Source organism: Pseudomonas sp. C2.3V (assembly GCF_058536325.1).
Map to the genome: position 1 here is coordinate 3752501 of NZ_JBZUBN010000001.1, position 19219 is coordinate 3771719.

A 19219-nucleotide genomic window follows, 5' to 3' on the forward strand; every position below is an offset into this window, starting at 1 on the left:
CAGCGAGTCAGGCATTGAAACGATCTTATTGTACATAACGCCAGGCGCTTCCTGGATACCTATATAGTTGCCAAGCGACTTGGACATCTTCTTGACGCCATCCAGCCCCTCAAGCAAAGGCATGGTGAGAATGGACTGCGCCTCTTGGCCATAGGCACGCTGCAACTCGCGGCCCATTAACAAATTGAATTTCTGATCAGTTCCACCAAGCTCGACATCTGCTTTCAATGCAACCGAGTCATATCCCTGAACCAAGGGGTACAAGAACTCATGAATAGCAATGGGTTGATTAGTCGCGTACCGCTTACTGAAATCGTCACGTTCAAGCATACGTGCGACCGTGTACTGAGACGCCAAGCGGATAAAGTCAGCCGGTGTAAGCTTGTCCATCCAAGCAGAATTAAACGCCACTTCAGTCTTCGCCGGATCCAATATCTTGAATACCTGAGCTTTATAGGTTTCGGCGTTTTCAAGAACCTGGTCACGCGTCAATGGTGGACGAGTCGTGCTTTTACCACTGGGATCGCCAATCATGCCTGTGAAGTCACCAATCAGGAAAATGACCTGATGACCCAGCTCCTGGAATTGACGTAGCTTATTGATCAGAACGGTATGGCCTAAATGAAGGTCTGGAGCTGTAGGATCAAAGCCTGCTTTGATACGCAACGGAGTCCCTTTCTCAAGCTTTGTAATGAGCTCAGATTCAACCAAAAGCTCGTCAGCTCCACGCTTGATCAGCGCTAACTGTTCTTTTACTGATTTCATTAGCCAATCCCGCTTAAATTAATGGCGCAACCATACAAGATCACCTGATAAAAACAAGATTTCCAGAAACCTCTACCTATCAGGCACATATTGAAAATTATTAAGGGTTGTTCGGAACTTTATTTGATTATATTTTAGGCAGTTATTCATGCTCAAAAGCACCGCTACGTCATGACACAACCAACTCCAAAAAGCCCGTTGTATCCTAAAAGCCATATCCTGGCTGCTAGTGGGGTCGCTGCGCTTCTGAGTTTGGCTCTGCTGGTGTTTCCTTCTCGCGATGTCGAGGCAAAGAAAACGCTCGTTAATATGGATATTCAGAATAGTGCTGAGCGCATTATTCAAGAAAAGGATGACCTTCAACAGCTAAGCACTCTCTCAGAGCCTGAAGCGTCCACAACTGAAAGTCCGTTCGCCAGTATTCCTGAGTCAACCGAAACGGCTCAAGAACCCAACTCAGCTGAACCCTCTTCTACCGAAAGCCTTGCCTCAGTTGACCCTCAGTGGAAAGTCGAAACTGTTAAAAATGGCGACACGCTTTCCACATTATTCTCGGCAGCCGGTTTGTCAGCAAACGTTCTGCAAGACGTTTTAAATAGTGACAAAGAAGCCAAAGCCCTTAGCCGAATTCATATAGGCCAAAAGCTCGAATTCAAGGTATCTCAGACCGGTGACCTGCTCGGCTTCCGAAGCAAGCCAAACGCCTTGGAAACCATCACGATCTCCAAAGCTGAAAGTGGTTATGACTTTAAGCGTGAAATAGCACAGCCTGACGTTGAAAAGGCTTATGCACGCGGCGTTATTGATAGCTCTCTATTTACAGCTGGCCGGCGCGCCGGCCTGTCCCACGACATGATCATGTCACTGGCCAACGTGTTCGCCTATGATATTGACTTCGCATTGGATATACGAGAAGGCGACGAATTCGAGGTCATCTACGAAAAGAAGGTGGTCGATGGAAAGCGTGTCGGCAACGGCAACATTTTAGCGGCGCGCTTCACCAACCGCGGTAAAACCTTTACCGCGGTCCGCTATACCAGCAAGCAAGGCACTACGAATTACTACACGGCTGACGGTAGCAGCATGCGTAGGGCATTTATTCGTACCCCAGTAGAGTTTACCCGTATCAGCTCTCGTTTTTCCCTGGGTCGTTACCATCCTGTCCTGAGCAAGATTCGTGCGCATAAGGGTGTGGACTACGCAGCACCAACCGGTACGCCTATCCATGCGACAGGGGATGGCAAAGTGGTAGAAGCTGGGCGCAAGGGTGGTTACGGAAACGCTGTAGTAATTCAGCACGGACAGCGCTACAGCACTGTTTATGGACATATGAGCAAATTCGGTCAAGGCATTCGACCAGGCGTACAGGTTAAGCAAGGACAGGTTATTGGATATGTAGGCATGACAGGACTCGCAACGGGACCTCATTTGCACTATGAATTCCGCATCAATGGTACGCATGTCGATCCGCTCGGCGTAAAGCTACCTATGGCTGATCCTATCGCAAAAAATGAGGTGAAACGTTTCTTGAGCCAAAGCCAGCCTTTAATGGCCCGCATGGACCAGGAAAAGTCCACCCTTCTTGCCATGAACAAGCGTTGACAGGTATGACGCTTTATATAGGGCTAATGTCTGGTACCAGCTTGGACGGACTGGACATTGCCCTTATTGATCAAACGGCTAATAGATGCACGCTTATCGGCTCTCATTATGTGCCGATGCCATCGAGCCTCAAACATAAGCTTCTTGAACTGTGCAGTGCTGGCGACAACGAACTGGAACGTGCCGCACTGGCTGAGCAGGATTGGGTCCATTTGGCTGCTCAAGGTATTGAGCAACTCCTCAGCGAAGCGCAGCTATCGACCTCGCATATCAGAGCGATTGGTAGTCACGGGCAGACAGTCAGGCATAGTCCATCTGATGGCTACACGATTCAGATTGGCAACCCGGCACTTCTTGCAGAGCTGACAAGGATTGATGTTGTTGCAGATTTTCGTCGACGGGATGTGGCTGCTGGTGGACAAGGCGCTCCCCTCGTCCCCGCTTTTCACGCGGCCATCTTTGGAGATCCGGCGAAAGAGCGAGCCATTCTTAACATCGGTGGTTTTACTAATATTACATTGCTATCACCTAGCCACCCTATAGAGGGCTTCGACTGCGGCCCAGGTAATGTATTGATGGATGCATGGATAAATGAGCACAAAGGCGAGCCTTATGACCAGTTTGGTGCCTGGGCTGCCAGTGGCTCCATTTCATCCACGCTTCTTAATGCCTTTTTGTCTGATTCTTTTTTTGCCAAACAGGGGCCTAAAAGTACTGGGCGAGAGCTATTCAATTTAAGCTGGTTAAAACAAAAGCTCTCAGTGCTTCCTGCGATACCGGTAGCCGATGTTCAAGCAACCCTGGCCGAGCTTACCGCCATTTCTGTCTGTGATTCGCTGCGACTGGCTCAACCCACATGTGCCGAGCTATTTATCTGCGGCGGCGGTGCTCACAATGAGTTTCTGCTTAAGCGACTCTCTGCTCATTTACCAGAAACGCTCGTTACAACCACAGACGCACTTGGCGTTTCGCCAGACTGGGTAGAAGCAATGGCATTTGCCTGGCTGGCACATTGTTTTGTTGAGCGCATACCGGGTAACTGCCCGGACGTAACAGCGGCTAAGGGGCCTAGAATCTTAGGCGCGCTGTATCCTGCCTAAGCGAAAGCGCCGCGTTTAAACGCGGCGCCTCAGTAAAGCCTTCTTAGATTGAGAAAGACTGACCGCAGCCACATGTAGTTGCCGCATTAGGGTTCTTAATGACGAAACGCGAACCCTCCAGCCCCTCCTGATAATCGACTTCAGCGCCAGCCAGATACTGGAAGCTCATGGGATCGACAACCAGACTTACGCCGTCACGCTCTACAATGGTGTCGTCTTCAGCCGTATCTTCATCAAATGTAAAGCCGTACTGGAAGCCAGAACACCCTCCCCCCGTCACAAACACGCGCAGCTTAAGACGAGGGTTGCCCTCCTCATAGATTAAGTTCTTTACCTTATTGGCTGCACCGGGGGAGAACAATAAGGGAGTCGGAATGAAGGTTTCGATGGTCATGCTTGAATCTCCCGGCTTTCGCCGATACCAACTGCAATATGCAACATTATCCGCTTAACCCAGAAAAATGGTCAACTATTCTGCGACCGACCGATAATTAAAACTTAAATCGCTTATAAGGTGACGCCTGTAACACGGGCATCTACTATCTCTGGTTTTATATTGCCGGAGATACTTGATGCTCTATCTATGGATCAAAGCGTTACACATCATAGCTTTAGTCTGCTGGTTTGCCGGTCTGTTCTATTTGCCCCGACTGTTTGTCTACCACGCGCAAAGTGAAGACACCGTTAGCCGTGAGCGCTTCATTCTGATGGAGCGAAAGCTGTATCGAGGAATCATGCTGCCTTCAATGTTGGCTACGCTTGTTTTCGGCATTGTATTACTGGTCCTGAATCCAGGCTGGCTGAGTCAGGGCTGGATGCATACCAAGCTTGCACTTGTCTTTTTGCTGGTCGGCTATCACCACATGTGCGGTGCCATGCTGAAACGCTTTGCGCGAGGTGAAAACAAACACAGTCATGTATTCTACCGCTGGTTTAATGAAGCTCCTGTCCTGATCCTGATTGCGATCGTGATCCTGGTTGTCATCAAACCCTACTAAATTTCCAGACGCAGCATATCCTGACAATATGCTGCGTGCCTCTTCTATTGTGCGACAAGGAAGCTCGCCATGTCCGATACGCGTTACAAGATTACTTTTGATGGGCAATTGATCCCCGGTGTCAGTCGAGATGATGTACTGGAGAATCTTGCGAAACTTTTCAAAAGTGATACGCAGAAAATAGCCCAGCTGTTTCGCGGTCCCGTTACATTAAAAAGGGACCTTTCGGAACCTGAAGCTGATCGTTATCTGGCAGCCTTGAGACAAGCTGGCGCTCAAGCCAGGAAAGAACAGGACTTGGCCTCCATGCTTACGCTGGTTGAGGACAAAGAAACACCAGCAAAAGAAAGCACACGGTTAATGACTTGTCCAAAATGTGGACATGAGCAGACCAAGCGCGACGAATGCGAGCAGTGCGGCATTATTGTTGAAAAGTACCTGGCACGTCAGGCTGAGCTAGCGTCAGAGCCGCCCGCACCGTCAACTGCGCCAGTCATGGCCGCGTCTCCTTATGCTCCGCCTCAAGCAGACCTTTATACCCATGGCGAACATGAATACGGTACCCTGAAGGTCTTCAGCCTCAAAGGTCGAATAGGACGCCTGCGCTTTTTAGCTTGGTCGCTTGTAGCATCTGCCGCTTTTTTTGCCGCCTTTTTTGCACTACTGACAACGGTAGGGATCGCAAGGCTCATGACGTCGCATCCCTCAATCCTTACAGGGCTTGGGCTTAGTGCGCTGCTTGGTCTTGCAATGCTATTTATTAACCTGAGCATAGGTGTTCAACGCTTGCATGATTTAGGCTGGTCAGGCTGGCTCTGGCTTTTGAGCATCGTTCCGCTCATAGGAGGCCTGTTTACTTTCGTGCTGATGGTCTTACCAGGATCACGTACAGCCAATCGCTATGGTGCACCGCCTCCACCTAACAGCATAGCGGTCAAGCTTTTAGCGGGTGTCTGGCTATTTATTGTGATCGCTGTGATTCTGGCCTCCCTTGTGCGCCCTAGCTAAGGGCACCCTGCCACGCCGGAGCGGTCCAACTCCATGCCGTACTTCTGAGGGAGCATCATGCCTCGCTATGCATTAATTACTGGCGCCTCTAGTGGAATAGGCCTTGCGCTTGCTGAAGCACTGGCGCGCCGCGGTCATCCCTTGATCTTACTTGCCCGAAAGCGGGAGGCACTTGAAAGCATTGCCAGTGAACTGGCCCAGCGATTTGGCGTGGAAGTACTTTATCGCGTTTGCGATCTGTCGGAGCCGCTGCATGTGACAGGGCTTCTGCACGAGCTTGAGCAGAGCGAGAAGGTTATCGACCTGCTTGTGAACTGTGCAGGCATGGGGACTGGCGGCCCCTTTCTTTCCTCCGACTGGTCACGCGAGCAGCACCTTATTGAATTGAATGTGCTGGCCTTGACTCGCCTCTGCCATGCCCTAGGTGAGCACATGGCTCAACAGGGCGGCGGACAGATTCTCAACGTGGCTTCGACGGCCGCCTTCCAGCCCATTCCGCTTATGAGCAGCTATGCCGCCAGCAAGGCGTATGTCCTGCATTTTTCCGAAGGGCTGCGTGAAGAGCTAAAAAGCCGAGGCATTTCCGTCTCGGTGTTATGCCCCGGCCCAACGCGTACAAGCTTTTTCCGAAAAGCCGGCATGCAGACTGCCTCAATGGAGAAAGGCAAAACCATGATGGGCGCCGAGGAGGTTGCATTGATCGCCATGCATGGCCTCGCCAAGCGCAAGGCCATCATTCATTGCGGATGGCGAAACCGCCTGACGACGATGGTACCTCGTTTTTTGCCACGCTCACTTGTAAGAAAAGTTACCGCCAGAATAGGCCGCATGCTGACATCACCTTGACTTGCGTCTGTGCGCAAAAGATAACCCTCGCTACACTTCGATCTTCAAATACACAGGAGACATCCATGGACTGCCTGTTCTGTAAAATCGTGGCGGGAGAGATTCCAGCCCGCAAGCTTTATGAGGACGATCATGTCATTGCCTTCCATGACATATCGCCTCAGGCCCCCGTTCATTTTCTTGTCATTCCCAAGAAGCATATCGCCACGCTTCATGACCTGAGCGAAACCGATGACAAGACGCTAGCAGGTCATATCCTGCTTACGGCACAACGCCTGGCCCAGGAACAAGGTTGCGATGAAGGCTTCCGGGTGGTCATGAACTGTAATCCAATGGGTGGACAAACGGTTTACCACATCCATATGCATGTACTTGGCCAACGGCAAATGACGTGGCCGCCGGGTTAAGCGTTCCTTTACCCTCCCCTGATTTGAACCTGGAGACTGGAATGGCTAACGATCGTCACTATTCCCCTGCAGATCACCTGTTCATGCAGGTTGATGCTGCATTAAAAACACTACTGCCCTTCAATGGACACCCTAATAGGGCCTCTCCTGCGCTGAGTCATTCGGAAGCCGAGCTGGATGAGCCCAGCACCCGGCACGTGGCTGGACTGATGCGCATCAACCACACCGGAGAAGTGTGCGCACAAGCGCTCTATCAGGGACAGGCCTTGACAGCCAAGCTGCCTGAAGTTCGAAGCGCCATGGAAGAAGCCGCTGACGAGGAAATTGATCACCTCGCCTGGTGCGAACAGCGAATTAAAGAGTTGGGAAGCCATACCAGCGTACTTAATCCCTTGTTCTATGGCCTATCATTTAGCATCGGCGCGACTGCTGGCCTGATCAGCGATCGTCTCAGCCTTGGCTTTGTCGCCGCGACAGAAGAGCAAGTCTGTAAGCATCTTGATGAGCACCTGATGCAACTTCCTTCGGAAGACAAGCGCTCCCGAGCGATTCTTGAGCAGATGCGCATTGACGAGGAGCAACATGCGGATCATGCCCTGGATGCAGGCGGGCTACGCTTCGCTACGCCTATCAAACTTGGCATGACGCTTCTTTCAAAGGTCATGACCAAAAGCACATACCGCATTTAAGACAACAAAAAGGGCGCTCAAAGCGCCCTTTTAATTTCAACCTGCTGCTTAACGAGGCAGGTTACGACCAGAAAATATCTCACGCATCTCATGCTTGAGGCGTTGCGTTACCTGCTCACGCTGCTCACGCGAAAGATTCTGAGTAGCATCACCAAACAGGTAATTTTCTAGCTCGAACTCTTTCAATAGCATCTTGGTGTGGAACAGATTGTCCTGATAGACGTTTACATCCGTCATCTGATAGGCCGAACGCGTGTCTTCAGACAGGTAGTTCTGGATGGAATTGATCTCATGATCGATAAAGTGCTTGCGTCCTTCCACATCGCGGGTAAAACCACGAACGCGATAATCGACAGTCACAATATCCGAATCAAACTGATGAATCAGATAATTCAATGCCTTTAGCGGTGAGATGACGCCACAGGTAGACACATCGATATCGACACGGAATGTGGCGATGCCGTCAACTGGATGAATTTCCGGGTAGGTATGAACCGTAATATGGCTTTTATCCAGATGCCCTAGAATTGTTTCGCGTAGCGGACCGGGTGATTCCTCGATCTGGCTTTCGGTAGGCTCAACAGGCTGCTCCGAAATGAGAATGGTCACGCTGGCGCCCTGAGGGTCATAATCCTGGCGAGCGATATTCAGAATATTGGCACCGATGATATCCACGACGTCTGTCAGGATCTGAGTCAGACGCTCGGCGTCATACTCTTCATCAATGTACTGTACATAGGCTTGCTGATCTTCTGACGTCTCTGCATAGCAGATGTCATAGATATTGAAGCTCAAGGTCTTCGTCAGGTTGTTGAAACCATGGAGCCTGAGTTTACTTTTCACCGTAGGGAACTCCCATAGGTACGGTCTCTGACCGTGGTCGTGAATGCCCGTCATCTGCATAAAGCGCAGGTGCGTAGGGCCGTTTCATACCTCTTCGCATTGGCGATTGTGGCTGTGCTTGTCGGGCCTTGCCCTGAAAAGGGGCGCATTATGCAGAGCCTGAGGGCTATCCGCCAGAGGTTGCGCCCGAAAGACGATGAATTGATGACAGTCAGGGCTTAATTAAGCTCTATGATCTCGTATCCGTGCGAAATCTCGACGCCCGCACGCTCCAGCATGATGGAAGCTGAACAATACTTTTCTGCAGATAGCTCAATGGCGCGCTTGACCTGCGCTTCCTTCAGGTCACGGCCCTTGACCACAAAGCGGATGTGTATCTTGGTAAATACCTTGGGTTCGGATTCAGCCCGCTCAGCCTCAAGAAAGGCCTCACAGTTCTCTACAGCCTGGCGAGATTTCTTTAAGATACTCATCACATCAAAGCTGGTGCAGCCACCCAAGCCGATTAGCAGAGCCTCCATTGGGCGGACGCCCAGGTTACGACCGCCATGATCAGGAGGGCCATCCATGACAACCACATGGCCACTGCCCGACTCGCCCAGAAACATGGCCTCACCGGCCCATTGAATTCGTGCTTTCACCATGAGACTCCACAGCAAGTAAAAAAATAGAGTACCACAGCCCCATAAATGTGATGGAATGCCATCAAACTGCCATTAAACTGTTAGTCACGTCGCACACTTCACAAGTCGTGATCTGCAGAGTAAAAATTCACTTTAATTTAGTGGCAAACTTGCCGATATGTTCAAATCCCTGTAGACAAGGCTTGTCTCAACTTCAGGAACCAGCATGGCCGCTATTATTCCTCCTGCAAAACTTCAACATCTCGATAAACTGCTCGCGCATTGCTCGCGTCGCCGCTATACCGCCAAGACGACTATCATTTATGCGGGTGATAACAGTGAAAGCCTGTTCTTCATCCTCAAAGGGTCGGTAACGATTCTGATTGAGGACGACGAAGGTCGCGAAATGATCATCGCCTATTTGAATGCGGGCGACTTTTTCGGCGAGATGGGGCTATTTGCCAAGGAAGGAAGCGAACCCGAACGCAGCGCCTGGGTTCGTGCACGCACGGAGTGCGAGGTTGCCGAGATCAGCTACAGCCAGTTCAGAGAACTGAGCCAGCAAGATCCCGACATGCTCTTCTCGCTGGGCCGCCAGATGGCCGAGCGTCTGCGCCAGACTACGCGTAAGGTAGGTGATCTTGCCTTCCTGGACGTGACTGGTCGTGTCGCTCGTACGCTGCTTGACTTGTGCAAACAGCCCGACGCCATGACGCATCCGGACGGTATGCAGATCAAAATCACGCGCCAAGAAATTGGCCGCATCGTTGGATGCTCACGTGAAATGGTCGGTCGCGTACTCAAGTCTCTGGAAGAACAGGGCCTTGTCCATGTGAAAGGCAAGACGATGGTTGTGTTTGGTACTCGCTAAACACACCATGCTCTGACAAAAAAGCCGGCTCGCGCCGGCTTTTTTATTAATCACTCTACGTCGAGAGAGGAGATCCCCGTGCGTCTTTCAGGAAAGAACAGCCGGTGCAGCTCGTGTCCGGGATCCTCTGCACGCATGAATGCTTCACCTACTAAAAAGGCATGCACATCGCTGACTTGCATCAGCTCAACGTCAGCCCTGTTCAGAATGCCACTCTCGGTTACCACCAGACGTTCTCGTGGAATAGACGGCAAAAGGTCCAGTGTTGTTTCCAAGCTCACTTCAAATGTATGCAGGTTACGGTTATTGATACCGATCAGCGGCGTATCGAGCGTTTTCAGCGCTCGCTCCAACTCATTTGCATCGTGAACTTCAACAAGCACATCGAGGCCAACCGACTTTGCCGTAGCGGCTAGCTCTGCCATCAAGGTATCGTCCAGGGCGGACACGATGAGAAGAATGCAATCAGCACCAATCACACGGGCTTCAACGACCTGATATGGATCGATCATGAAGTCTTTACGAATGATAGGTAACGAGCAGGCTGCCCGGGCTTCCTTCAAATAGGCATCGCTGCCCTGAAAGAAATCGATATCCGTCAGGACCGAAAGACAGGTCGCGCCGCCTGCTTCATAGCTTCGTGCAATATCTGCCGGTACGAACTCCTCACGTAGGACACCCTTACTGGGCGAGGCCTTCTTGACCTCAGCAATGACCGCTGGTTCTCTGCGTGCCACGCGATCTATCAGGGCCTGGGCAAATCCCCTTGGTGATTCAGAGGCCTGCGCCAAGGCCTCCAGATCGGCCAGTGGAAGCGCTGACTTACGCTGTGCTACTTCTTCAGCTTTGCGGGCCAGGATTTTTTGCAGAACGGTAGGTACGCTCACGCTTGATTCTCCACTTTGTATACCGCTGTAAAGCTGGCCAACTCATCCATTTTTTCCCGGGCAAGGCCGCTGTACAACGCGTCATGCGCCAGATTGACACCTTCTTGCAAACTTGAAGCTAGATCAGCTGCATACAATGCGGCTCCCGCATTAAGCACAATCATGTCAGCGGCCTTTTGCCCAGCCTCGGTTTTCCGACGCCCCAGGGCATCCCGGATCAGACTTAATGAAGCCTCCGGGCTGTCGACTGTAAGCCCGATCAAGCTCTGACTCTTGATACCAACATCCTCCGGAAGGACTTCATACTCTTGAATTTGTCCATCCTTGAGTTCAGCAACACGTGTAGGCGCCGCCAGGCTGAACTCGTCAAGCCCATCCCTGGAGTGAACAACCAGCACATGCTTGCTGCCTAGCCGCTGCAGCACTTCGGCAAGGGGACGGCACAGTGCAGGCGTGAATACCCCTACTACTTGATGCAAGACACCGGCTGGACTGGTCAACGGACCTAGCATGTTGAATAACGTACGCAGCCCCAGAGACTTTCGAGGGCCTGCAGCATGGCGCATCGCACTGTGGTGCGATTGGGCAAACATAAAGCCTACCCCTATCTCGTTAACGCAACGGGCTATTTGTTCGGGCGTCAGGTTGAGATAAATCCCCGCCGCTTCAAGCAGGTCGGCACTGCCGCTTTTACCTGAAACAGCACGGTTGCCGTGCTTGGCTACTTTTCCCCCAGCAGCCGCGACAACAAAGACAGAAGCCGATGATACGTTGAAGATATTGGCCCCATCCCCTCCTGTTCCCACAATGTCCACAACGTGCTCAAGGCTGGGCAATTCAACCTTGGTAGCCAGCTCGCGCATCACGCTTACGGCACCACAGATTTCATCGATGGTTTCGCTCTTGATACGCATGCCCATGAGAAAAGCGCCGATCTGGGCATCATCACATTGCCCGGTCATGATCTGGCGCATGACGTCCTGCATTTCGCTTGTGGTCAGGTCGAGTTGACTGACGATTTTGCCGAGCGCTTCCTTGATATCCATGACTAGCGTGCGCCTCCGGTCTGCTTGAGGAAATTGGCCAGCAGGTCATGACCGTATTCGGTAAGAATCGACTCGGGGTGAAACTGGACACCTTCCAGCATGTACTCGCGGTGACGGAGCCCCATGATTTCATCCATGGTTCCATCTTCGTGTTGAGTCCAGGCAGTAATTTCCAGACAGTCCGGCAGCGTTTCTCGTTTCACCACAAGCGAATGGTAGCGCGTGACCGTAAAGGGGTTGGGCAATCCGGCAAATACACCCTCACCCTTGTGATAAACCAGGCTCGTTTTGCCATGCATCGGCTCACGCGCTCTGACCACCTCACCTCCAAATGCCTGCCCCAGGCTCTGATGACCAAGGCACACACCCAAAGTAGGCACTTTGCCTGCGAAATGTTTCAGCAGTTCGAGCGAGACGCCTGCCTCATTCGGTGTGCAGGGGCCTGGGGAAACGACAATGCGCTCCGGCGCCAGCGCATCGATTTCGTTTACGGTCGTTTCATCGTTGCGTACGACTTTTACGTCTGCCCCTAACTCGCCCAGGTATTGCACGAGGTTATAGGTGAAGGAGTCGTAGTTATCCAGCATCAGTAACATGGTAGCGCTCCTTCAGGTACGCGAAGTCGTAGAAGTTTGTTCAGCCAGTGCAACCGCGCGGAACATCGCACGACGTTTATTGATCGTTTCTTCCCATTCCGCAGCAGGTTGAGAGTCTGCAACGATGCCCCCACCGGCCTGAACATGAAGCTCACCGTTTTTGATGACGGCAGTACGAATCGCGATGGCAGTATCCATATTGCCATTCCAGGCCAGATATCCTACGGCACCGCCGTAGACACCTCGCTTGACAGGCTCCAGCTCGTCGATGATTTCCATGGCGCGGATCTTCGGCGCGCCGGACAGCGTACCTGCCGGCAGGATGGCACGCAGGGCATCCATGGCATTGAGACCGTCCTTGAGCTGGCCGGTCACGTTGGACACGATGTGCATGACATTGGAATAACGCTCGATCACCATTTTTTCGGTCAGCTTGACCGAGCCGGTCGACGATACGCGGCCAACATCATTACGACCTAGATCGATCAGCATCAGATGCTCGGCAATTTCCTTTTCATCACTGAGCAGATCTTTTTCGAGTTCAAGATCCTGCTCCTCAGACGCTCCTCGTGGACGCGTTCCGGCGATAGGTCTAACCGTTACCAGCCCTTCCTCTACTCGAACAAGGACTTCCGGCGAACTGCCTACGACATGGAAATCACCGAAGTTGAAGAAGTACATGTAGGGCGTTGGGTTGAAGCAGCGTAGCGCGCGATAGAGGTCGATGGGGGCGGCCTTGAAATCGATGGACATCCGCTGGGAAGGCACGACCTGCATGCAGTCCCCAGCCAGGATATAGTCCTTGATCTTGACAACCGCCTGTTCGTAATCCGCTTGAGTAAAGCTGGCTCGAAACTTGGGCTCCTGCGCCTGAGGTGCACTGAAATCGAGCCCACGGCGCGGCATAATAGGCTGACGCAGGCGCTCCAGTAATTCATCCAGGCGCGCTTTGCCTTGGTCGTAGGCATTTTCATCGGCCGGGTCGACCAGCACGATGGCATGCATCTTGGTAGATAGATTATCGAACACCACGACAGCATCAGATACCATCAGCAGGATATCGGGATTGCCCAGCGGGTCAGGATTGGGGCAGGCACCCAGGCGCTTTTCAACGTAGCGGACACAGTCGTAGCCGAAATAGCCGACCAAGCCACCATTGAAGCGCGGAAGGTTAGGCAGTGTGGGCACGCGATAGCGCTGCTGGAATGCTTCGACAAACGCTAGCGGGTCTTCGACCTCAACGGTTTCGACGACCTCATCGCCCTCATGAATCGTGGCCTGGTGGCCATAGACTCGCAGTACGGTGCGACTGGGCAGCCCGATAATGGAGTAGCGACCCCATTTTTCACCACCTTGGACAGACTCAAGCAGGTACGTATTGGTGGTATCGGCCAACTTGAGATAAAGCGACAGCGGCGTGTCGAAATCAGCCAGGGTTTCGAATGTCAGGGGAATACGGTTATAGCCGGCAGCGGCCAAATGCAGGAATTCTTCGCGGGTCATGATCAGCCTCGTGGAGGGTAAAGGTCAGGTGCAAAACGCGCCGGGCATGCCGGCCAGGAATGAGTCAGGCGCGCCAGCGCCAACGCGCCAGGGCCTTGATGACCTTCATCCACAGTTTGCAGGTGACCACCACGATTCGATCTCTTCGCCGGGTAGATAGGAATACGGCCACACTAGCTCAGGCAACTCGCTGAATCAACCTCTTTGCCATAGCGAGTGTGGCATTTTATCGCTAAGCCAGTAACTGCCTAAGGTCGTCCAGTAGCCAGTCAGGTGACTCATCAGCTATGGGCTGACCATGATTGTAGCCATAGGTCATCGCGACGCAGCGCACTCCGGCAGCCCGTGCGGCGCGGATATCGTTACGTGAGTCGCCAATGAACAGGGCGTCGTCAGGCTTGGCACCCGCCTTGCCCATGACATAGAGAAGCCCGGCAGGATCAGGCTTTTGTTGAGGTAACGTATCCCCTCCTACGATCCATGAGAAAAAATCGCCCAACTGCATGTCATCCAGAAGTGGGCCAACAAAGCGCTCCGGCTTGTTGGTAATGACGGCCATCGCAATCCCTTTGGCCTTGAGCGTCGCCAGCGCTTCCTGAACGCCGGGGTACACGACCGTGAGCTCGTGGCTGCCCCCATAAAGAGACATGAAAAGGCTCAGTGCCTCATCTGCCTCAGCCTCCGTGATGTGGCTGTGCTCCATCTGATCCGCCAAGGCACGACGAACCAGCACACGGGCTCCATTGCCAATCCACAGCCTGACCTTATCCAGCCCTGCAGGGGGTCGACCTAGCGTTTCAAGCATGGCATCAACCGCTGCGGCCAGATCTGGGGCTGAATCGAGAAGCGTGCCGTCCAGATCAAACATGATCAGCCGTGGCTGCTCTCCATCAAACAAGGTTTCCAGCACGCCTTGACTCATACCGCACGTGCCTTGGCCAGCTCATTACGCATGGTCTTGATGACCTCTGCATAATCCGGCGCATTAAAGATGGCGGAGCCCGCAACAAACGTATCGGCACCGGCACGTGCGATTTCACCGATGTTGGAAACGTTGACGCCGCCATCAATTTCCAGACGAATCGGCAGGCCGGAGGCATCAATCAGCTCACGTGCCTCGCGCAGCTTGTCGAGTGTTTTCGGAATGAACTTCTGGCCACCAAAGCCCGGATTCACACTCATCAGCAACACCATGTCGATCTTGTCCATGACATATTTCAGGCAGTCCAGGGACGTCGCCGGGTTAAAGACCAGCCCTGCTTTACAACCACCTGCCTTAATGAGCTGCAGTGAGCGGTCGATATGCTCTGAGGCCTCGGGGTGAAAGGTGATGAACGAGGCGCCCGCCTCGATGAAATCACCGATAATACGATCCACTGGCTTGACCATCAGATGCACATCGATAGGCGCCGTCACGCCATACTTGCGTAGCGCCGAACAGACCATGGGGCCAATCGTGAGATTGGGCACATAGTGGTTGTCCATAACATCGAAATGGACGATATCGGCGCCCGCTGCGAGCACCTTGTCTACATCTTCACCCAGACGGGCAAAGTCAGCGGAGAGGATCGACGGAGCGATAGCATAAGGTTGCATGGAAAAGCCTCAAGGCAAGTCAGCGGAAAGCGGCATTGTACCCAATGCAGCGGCTGGGCATTCATGCATTAGAGAGCTGACAACCGGCATTTCTCCCCGCTGCTGTCTTGCACAGCACATCTTGCAGGGCACACTTGCCGCTTGTGGCGGTCAGTGCAAGTAGATGCCTCTTATTTGCGTGCCGCGGTAGACATCGCCCATGACAGCATGACCAAAGGTGATTAGTCTTCCGCCCATTCTGGACAGGACGAAGTGCACTTCATGTTTAGCCGACCCGGTGTGTTCAACAAGACCCTGCTGCTGATTGCTCTTGGCATGGCCAACAATGCCTCTGCCGAAGAAGCTACTACCCCGCCAGCCCCTGCTGCCGAACGAGCAGCTCCGATTGGACGCAGTCAGGATACTGCGCAGGCGCTGGAGCGCACGCTCCCCAAAAGCGAGCAGCAGACCCTGACGGCGGACAACGAGCAATTCCTGGCGTTATGGAAACCTGCCAATACTGCCCAGCCTCAGGGAACGATCGTCCTGATACCGGGCGATGGCGAGTCCGCTGACTGGCCCAACACCATCAGCCCACTCAGGCAAAAATTGCCCGACGAAGGTTGGCAGACACTTAGTCTGACCCTGCCCGACCCGCAAAACCAGGCTCCACTGCCGCGTAACGCCAATGGGGCGACTTCTGCTCCTGCCGATGCCGATGCATCCACTGCAGAGGGTGCGTCCCCCACACCCGTAGAAGGTGTGACCGGCACCGCACCAACACCTGAAACCCAAGCTGAAATAGGTAGTGGCGAACCCGCACAGGCAGGCAAGGCACCCTCGGATGCCAAAGCATTGCAGGATGCCTATGCGGAGGGCGTCATGGCTAGACTGGCGGCCGGAATCGACTTTGCGCTACAGCGAGGCTCCAAGCAGGTGATTCTGCTCGGTCACGGTACCGGAGCCTATTGGGCAGCTCGCTACCTCGCTGAACGAGAGCCCAGCGAGCTTCATCACTTGATTATCATTGATGGCAAGGCACCGGTTAATTCGGGCTCAAATCTGGATGCGATCGTGCCCAAGCTCAAGGTAGCAACAGGCGACTTCTATCATAACCAGTCTTCGATCGCTCAAGCCTCAGCCCAGCAGCGCCGCCAGGCTGCCAAGCGGGAACAGGCCAGCGATTACACCCAGGTTGCCCTAAAGACGATTCCCGGCGACCCCTCCGATGAGCAGGAACAGTTGTATCGTCGTGTGCGAGGCTGGCTTAGCACACACATAGCGGCAGGCGGCGGAGAGCAGCCTGCGCCCTAACGAAAGCCATGCCGTTCTTTGATAAGCCGATAGGCTGCGTGCAAGGCAGCGGTTTTTTCCGCTGCCTCCTGAACCACATATTTATTGGCGCCGGCACCTTGAACCTTGTCGGGATGATGCCTGCTGAGCAATCGCCGATAGGCTTGCTTGATACTTTTGCTATCGCTGCTCTCGCTTACCCCTAGCAGCGCCAAGGCCTCTTTATAGCCATTGTTTGCCCGCGGCTTCTTCGCTGACCGCATGGGCTGCAGTTCATCTACTCGCGTTTGTGAGAGCCCGGCCCACAATCCCCATTGCCGGATCAGGTCCCGCTCACCAGGCCGGACGCTGCCGTTCACCCATACCATTCGCCAACAGGCACGAATGATAATTTCAGCCTGACTTTCCGCTGCAGCCAGCCGGGTACGAGCCGAGCGAACTGCCGTTTTACCCTGATTGAACGCAGCGATTGCACGGCGGCGGCCCTCAACGTCCAAACCCAATCGCTTAATTTCACCTTCAGCCTGGCGAATATGTGCCGTCGACACTTGCCCCCCTGCCTTGGCCAGATGGCCGAGCAGTTCAAACAAGAGCTGATGCTCAAAACCAACCTGCCCCAGCCGCAGGCGCAGCGCAGACCAGGAGGTGAGTCCCAGCTTACGCTCGGCCGCATGCCCTAACATTGCACCCAGCAATGCCCCAGAAAGATCGGCTGCCGCCCAGCCGGTAAGCGCCCCGGACAGCGTTAAAGGCCATGGCCAGAACACTAGGCGCTCGCCTCGATCAGTTGCTCGACTTCTGCCAGCCGCTCATGGGTTCCTACATCGACCCAACGACCGGTATGCAGCGTCCCGCTGACGCGCCCCTCTGCAATGGCTGCGCGCAGTACAGGCGCCAACTTGAAGGCGCCTGCCTCGCAGGTGCGAAATAGATCGGGATGCAGTATTGCAATACCGCTGTAGGTAAACCTGTCGCAAGCCTCGCCAGCTTCAACCACGCGTCCATTACTCAAAAAGAAATCCCCTTCAGGGTGGTGAAGAGGGTTATCGACCAAAATCAGATGCGCTAAATCGCCGGCGGTCAGCTGTAACGGCCGATAGTCGTAATCCGTCCAGATATCGCCATTAGCCACCAAGAAAGGCTCTTTGCCTAACAGAGGAAGCGCCTTGAAGATGCCGCCGCCGGTTTCCAGCGGCTCACCTTCAGACGAATACACGATGCTGACGCCTAACCGCGAGCCATCTTGCAGGTAGTCTTCTATCTGCTGCCCCATCCACGCATGGTTGATGACGAAATCGTTGAAGCCAGCCGTTTTCAAAGCCCGAATCTGATATTCGATCAACGGCACTCCGCATGCTTTAACCAAAGGCTTCGGGGTATGCAAGGTAAGCGGGCGAAGCCGCTCCCCACGCCCTGCTGCAAGAATCATAGCTTTCATATGGTAGAGGCCTCCCGAAGCTCGGCGAGCAAGGCCCTCAAAGGCGCGAGTTCAGGGCGCCGCGCGATAACCGCCTCTATATAGGCGAAGAAACGCGGCACGTCAGCCAAATACTTGGGCTTGCCGTCTCGATGGCAAATGCGCGCAAAGATCCCGATGACCTTGAGGTGTCGTTGTACGCCCATCAGGTCGCTGGCTCGGTAAAAATCTTCAAAATCCTCGCCAACCGGCAAGCCTTGCTGCCGGGCACGGGTCCAGTAAGTTTCGAGCCACCCTCTGACACGCTCCTCCGGCCAACTCAGGAAGGCATCCTTGAAAAGGCAGGTCACGTCATAGGTAATCGGGCCGTATACCGCATCCTGAAAATCCAGGACACCCGGATTTGGCATACTGGCCATCAAGTTGCGCGGCATGTAATCGCGATGTACCAAGACGCGCGGCTGCGCCAGTGCGCTGTCAATCAGCAGCTCACAGACCGACTCCCACGCGTCCTGTTGCGCCGCATCGAAGCGATGATCAAGAACGTAGCGGACATACCAGTCAGGAAATAGCTGTAGCTCACGTGCCAACAGGGCGCGGTTGTACTCTGGCAGACGACCTTCCGTCGGAAGAACCTGATAGGTCAATAACGCACTCAAAGCGTCATTAAAAAGCGCGTCGGCATTATTGGATGTCAGGACGTCAAGGTATGTTTGCCGCCCTAGATCATCCAGCAGTAAAAAGCCCTGTTCTATATCCTGAGCCAGGATTTCCGGCACATGCACACCGGCCTTGGCCAGTAGCGCGGCCACATGCACAAACGGCCGGCAGTCTTCCTGTGGAGGTGGTGCATCCATAACGATCAGGGTACGGCCGTCACATTCCCAGCGAAAATAACGACGAAAACTTGCATCGCTACTGGCGGGGGTCAGCTCGCCTTCTCCAGGCGCTCCCCAGCCTTTTTTATTGAACAATTCAGGCAGACACGCGTCCAGCCACTGACAGAGTTGGGTAAAGCGAACATCTTCAGACATTTATAACGGTTTCCCTCGGCCCTAGCCGTTGCGCAGGTCATGCTTTATTATCCGATATCTTTTTGAGCCCATCGAGAGGCCTGCGGTCCGTTTCCGGGCCGATGGCGCGCAGGATA

Annotated in this window: 21 protein-coding genes and 1 pseudogene (1 of these 22 only partly in view); 9 read left to right on the forward strand and 13 right to left on the reverse strand. The window is 53.6% G+C overall.

Features of this window, described 5'->3' with window-relative positions; genetic code table 11:
* A protein-coding gene (tyrS, locus tag AC4LF3_RS17785; protein ID WP_491836072.1) for a tyrosine--tRNA ligase crosses the window boundary here: on the reverse strand, positions 1 to 765 show its 5' portion. Its footprint begins 435 nt before the window's first position; only the first 765 of its 1200 coding nucleotides appear in the window; it begins with the start codon at positions 763 to 765; its stop codon lies beyond the left edge, outside the window.
* A gap of 171 nt (positions 766 to 936) precedes the next feature.
* On the opposite strand from tyrS, the gene AC4LF3_RS17790 reads away from it, so the two are divergent.
* Together AC4LF3_RS17790 and AC4LF3_RS17795 are read left to right on the forward strand one after the other, a co-directional pair.
* The gene (locus tag AC4LF3_RS17790) at positions 937 to 2367 is read left to right on the forward strand and encodes a peptidoglycan DD-metalloendopeptidase family protein (RefSeq protein WP_491836073.1); all 1431 of its coding nucleotides are present in this window, start codon (positions 937 to 939) and stop codon (positions 2365 to 2367) included.
* A 5-nt stretch (positions 2368 to 2372) separates the two neighbouring features.
* Positions 2373 to 3467: an anhydro-N-acetylmuramic acid kinase gene (locus AC4LF3_RS17795; protein WP_491836074.1), complete on the forward strand. Its 1095-nt coding sequence runs from the start codon at positions 2373 to 2375 to the stop codon at positions 3465 to 3467.
* A 43-nt stretch (positions 3468 to 3510) separates the two neighbouring features.
* Here the strand turns inward: AC4LF3_RS17795 and erpA are convergent, their stop codons facing one another.
* A complete protein-coding gene (erpA, locus tag AC4LF3_RS17800; protein WP_491836075.1) occupies positions 3511 to 3861 on the reverse strand; it encodes an iron-sulfur cluster insertion protein ErpA in 351 nt (116 codons plus the stop codon).
* A gap of 178 nt (positions 3862 to 4039) precedes the next feature.
* Between erpA and hemJ the strand changes: the two genes are divergently transcribed.
* From hemJ to coq7, 5 genes are all read left to right on the forward strand, one after another.
* Positions 4040 to 4465, forward strand: a complete 426-nt coding sequence (gene hemJ / locus AC4LF3_RS17805; RefSeq protein WP_010795956.1) for a protoporphyrinogen oxidase HemJ — start codon at positions 4040 to 4042, stop codon at positions 4463 to 4465.
* Between the two features lie 69 nt (positions 4466 to 4534).
* A complete protein-coding gene (locus tag AC4LF3_RS17810; RefSeq protein ID WP_491836076.1) occupies positions 4535 to 5473 on the forward strand; it encodes a DUF805 domain-containing protein in 939 nt (312 codons plus the stop codon).
* Positions 5474 to 5530: 57 nt separating this feature from the next.
* Positions 5531 to 6319: an SDR family NAD(P)-dependent oxidoreductase gene (locus AC4LF3_RS17815; RefSeq protein WP_122041493.1), complete on the forward strand. Its 789-nt coding sequence runs from the start codon at positions 5531 to 5533 to the stop codon at positions 6317 to 6319.
* A 65-nt stretch (positions 6320 to 6384) separates the two neighbouring features.
* Positions 6385 to 6726 (forward strand): histidine triad nucleotide-binding protein, encoded by a 342-nt coding sequence (locus tag AC4LF3_RS17820; protein WP_239383559.1) that lies wholly within the window; start codon positions 6385 to 6387, stop codon positions 6724 to 6726.
* Positions 6727 to 6767: 41 nt separating this feature from the next.
* Positions 6768 to 7415: a 2-polyprenyl-3-methyl-6-methoxy-1,4-benzoquinone monooxygenase gene (coq7, locus tag AC4LF3_RS17825; RefSeq protein WP_125888580.1), complete on the forward strand. Its 648-nt coding sequence runs from the start codon at positions 6768 to 6770 to the stop codon at positions 7413 to 7415.
* 48 nt (positions 7416 to 7463) lie between these two features.
* Here the strand turns inward: coq7 and speD are convergent, their stop codons facing one another.
* A complete protein-coding gene (speD, locus tag AC4LF3_RS17830) occupies positions 7464 to 8258 on the reverse strand; it encodes an adenosylmethionine decarboxylase (protein WP_010795961.1) in 795 nt (264 codons plus the stop codon).
* Between the two features lie 218 nt (positions 8259 to 8476).
* A complete protein-coding gene (locus AC4LF3_RS17835; protein WP_491836077.1) occupies positions 8477 to 8899 on the reverse strand; it encodes an OsmC family protein in 423 nt (140 codons plus the stop codon).
* A gap of 208 nt (positions 8900 to 9107) precedes the next feature.
* On the opposite strand from AC4LF3_RS17835, the gene crp reads away from it, so the two are divergent.
* Positions 9108 to 9752, forward strand: a complete 645-nt coding sequence (gene crp / locus AC4LF3_RS17840; protein WP_010795963.1) for a cAMP-activated global transcriptional regulator CRP — start codon at positions 9108 to 9110, stop codon at positions 9750 to 9752.
* A 50-nt stretch (positions 9753 to 9802) separates the two neighbouring features.
* On the opposite strand, the gene trpC is transcribed toward crp, so the two are convergent.
* The 6 genes and pseudogenes from trpC to rpe form a co-directional block, all read right to left on the reverse strand.
* Positions 9803 to 10639, reverse strand: coding sequence for an indole-3-glycerol phosphate synthase TrpC (gene trpC, locus AC4LF3_RS17845; RefSeq protein WP_491836078.1), 837 nt, complete (start codon positions 10637 to 10639; stop codon positions 9803 to 9805).
* Positions 10636 to 11685 (reverse strand): anthranilate phosphoribosyltransferase, encoded by a 1050-nt coding sequence (gene trpD / locus AC4LF3_RS17850; protein WP_286788980.1) that lies wholly within the window; start codon positions 11683 to 11685, stop codon positions 10636 to 10638. Before trpD ends, trpC begins: the two co-directional genes overlap by 4 nt.
* A gap of 2 nt (positions 11686 to 11687) precedes the next feature.
* A complete protein-coding gene (locus AC4LF3_RS17855) occupies positions 11688 to 12281 on the reverse strand; it encodes an anthranilate synthase component II (RefSeq protein ID WP_010795966.1) in 594 nt (197 codons plus the stop codon).
* A gap of 12 nt (positions 12282 to 12293) precedes the next feature.
* Positions 12294 to 13784 (reverse strand): anthranilate synthase component I, encoded by a 1491-nt coding sequence (gene trpE / locus AC4LF3_RS17860; protein ID WP_491836079.1) that lies wholly within the window; start codon positions 13782 to 13784, stop codon positions 12294 to 12296.
* 64 nt (positions 13785 to 13848) lie between these two features.
* Positions 13849 to 14706 (reverse strand): annotated as a pseudogene (locus tag AC4LF3_RS17865) (phosphoglycolate phosphatase).
* On the reverse strand, positions 14703 to 15380 hold the full coding sequence (rpe, locus tag AC4LF3_RS17870; RefSeq protein WP_122041487.1) for a ribulose-phosphate 3-epimerase: 678 nt from the start codon (positions 15378 to 15380) through the stop codon (positions 14703 to 14705). The pseudogene AC4LF3_RS17865 and the gene rpe overlap by 4 nt, the downstream one beginning before the upstream one ends.
* A gap of 261 nt (positions 15381 to 15641) precedes the next feature.
* Between rpe and AC4LF3_RS17875 the strand changes: the two genes are divergently transcribed.
* On the forward strand, positions 15642 to 16673 hold the full coding sequence (locus tag AC4LF3_RS17875) for an alpha/beta hydrolase family protein (RefSeq protein ID WP_491836080.1): 1032 nt from the start codon (positions 15642 to 15644) through the stop codon (positions 16671 to 16673).
* On the opposite strand, the gene AC4LF3_RS17880 is transcribed toward AC4LF3_RS17875, so the two are convergent.
* From AC4LF3_RS17880 to AC4LF3_RS17890, 3 genes are read right to left on the reverse strand one after another with little or no spacing between them, the layout of a single operon-like run.
* Positions 16670 to 17419: a DnaJ domain-containing protein gene (locus AC4LF3_RS17880; RefSeq protein WP_074826831.1), complete on the reverse strand. Its 750-nt coding sequence runs from the start codon at positions 17417 to 17419 to the stop codon at positions 16670 to 16672. The two genes, AC4LF3_RS17875 and AC4LF3_RS17880, sit on opposite strands and share 4 nt — an antisense overlap.
* Positions 17419 to 18090, reverse strand: coding sequence for an N-acetylmuramate alpha-1-phosphate uridylyltransferase MurU (murU, locus tag AC4LF3_RS17885; RefSeq protein ID WP_491836081.1), 672 nt, complete (start codon positions 18088 to 18090; stop codon positions 17419 to 17421). The genes AC4LF3_RS17880 and murU overlap by 1 nt, the downstream gene beginning before the upstream one ends.
* On the reverse strand, positions 18087 to 19103 hold the full coding sequence (locus AC4LF3_RS17890) for an aminoglycoside phosphotransferase family protein (protein ID WP_491836082.1): 1017 nt from the start codon (positions 19101 to 19103) through the stop codon (positions 18087 to 18089). The genes murU and AC4LF3_RS17890 overlap by 4 nt, the downstream gene beginning before the upstream one ends.
* Between the last annotated feature and the right edge of the window lie 116 nt (positions 19104 to 19219).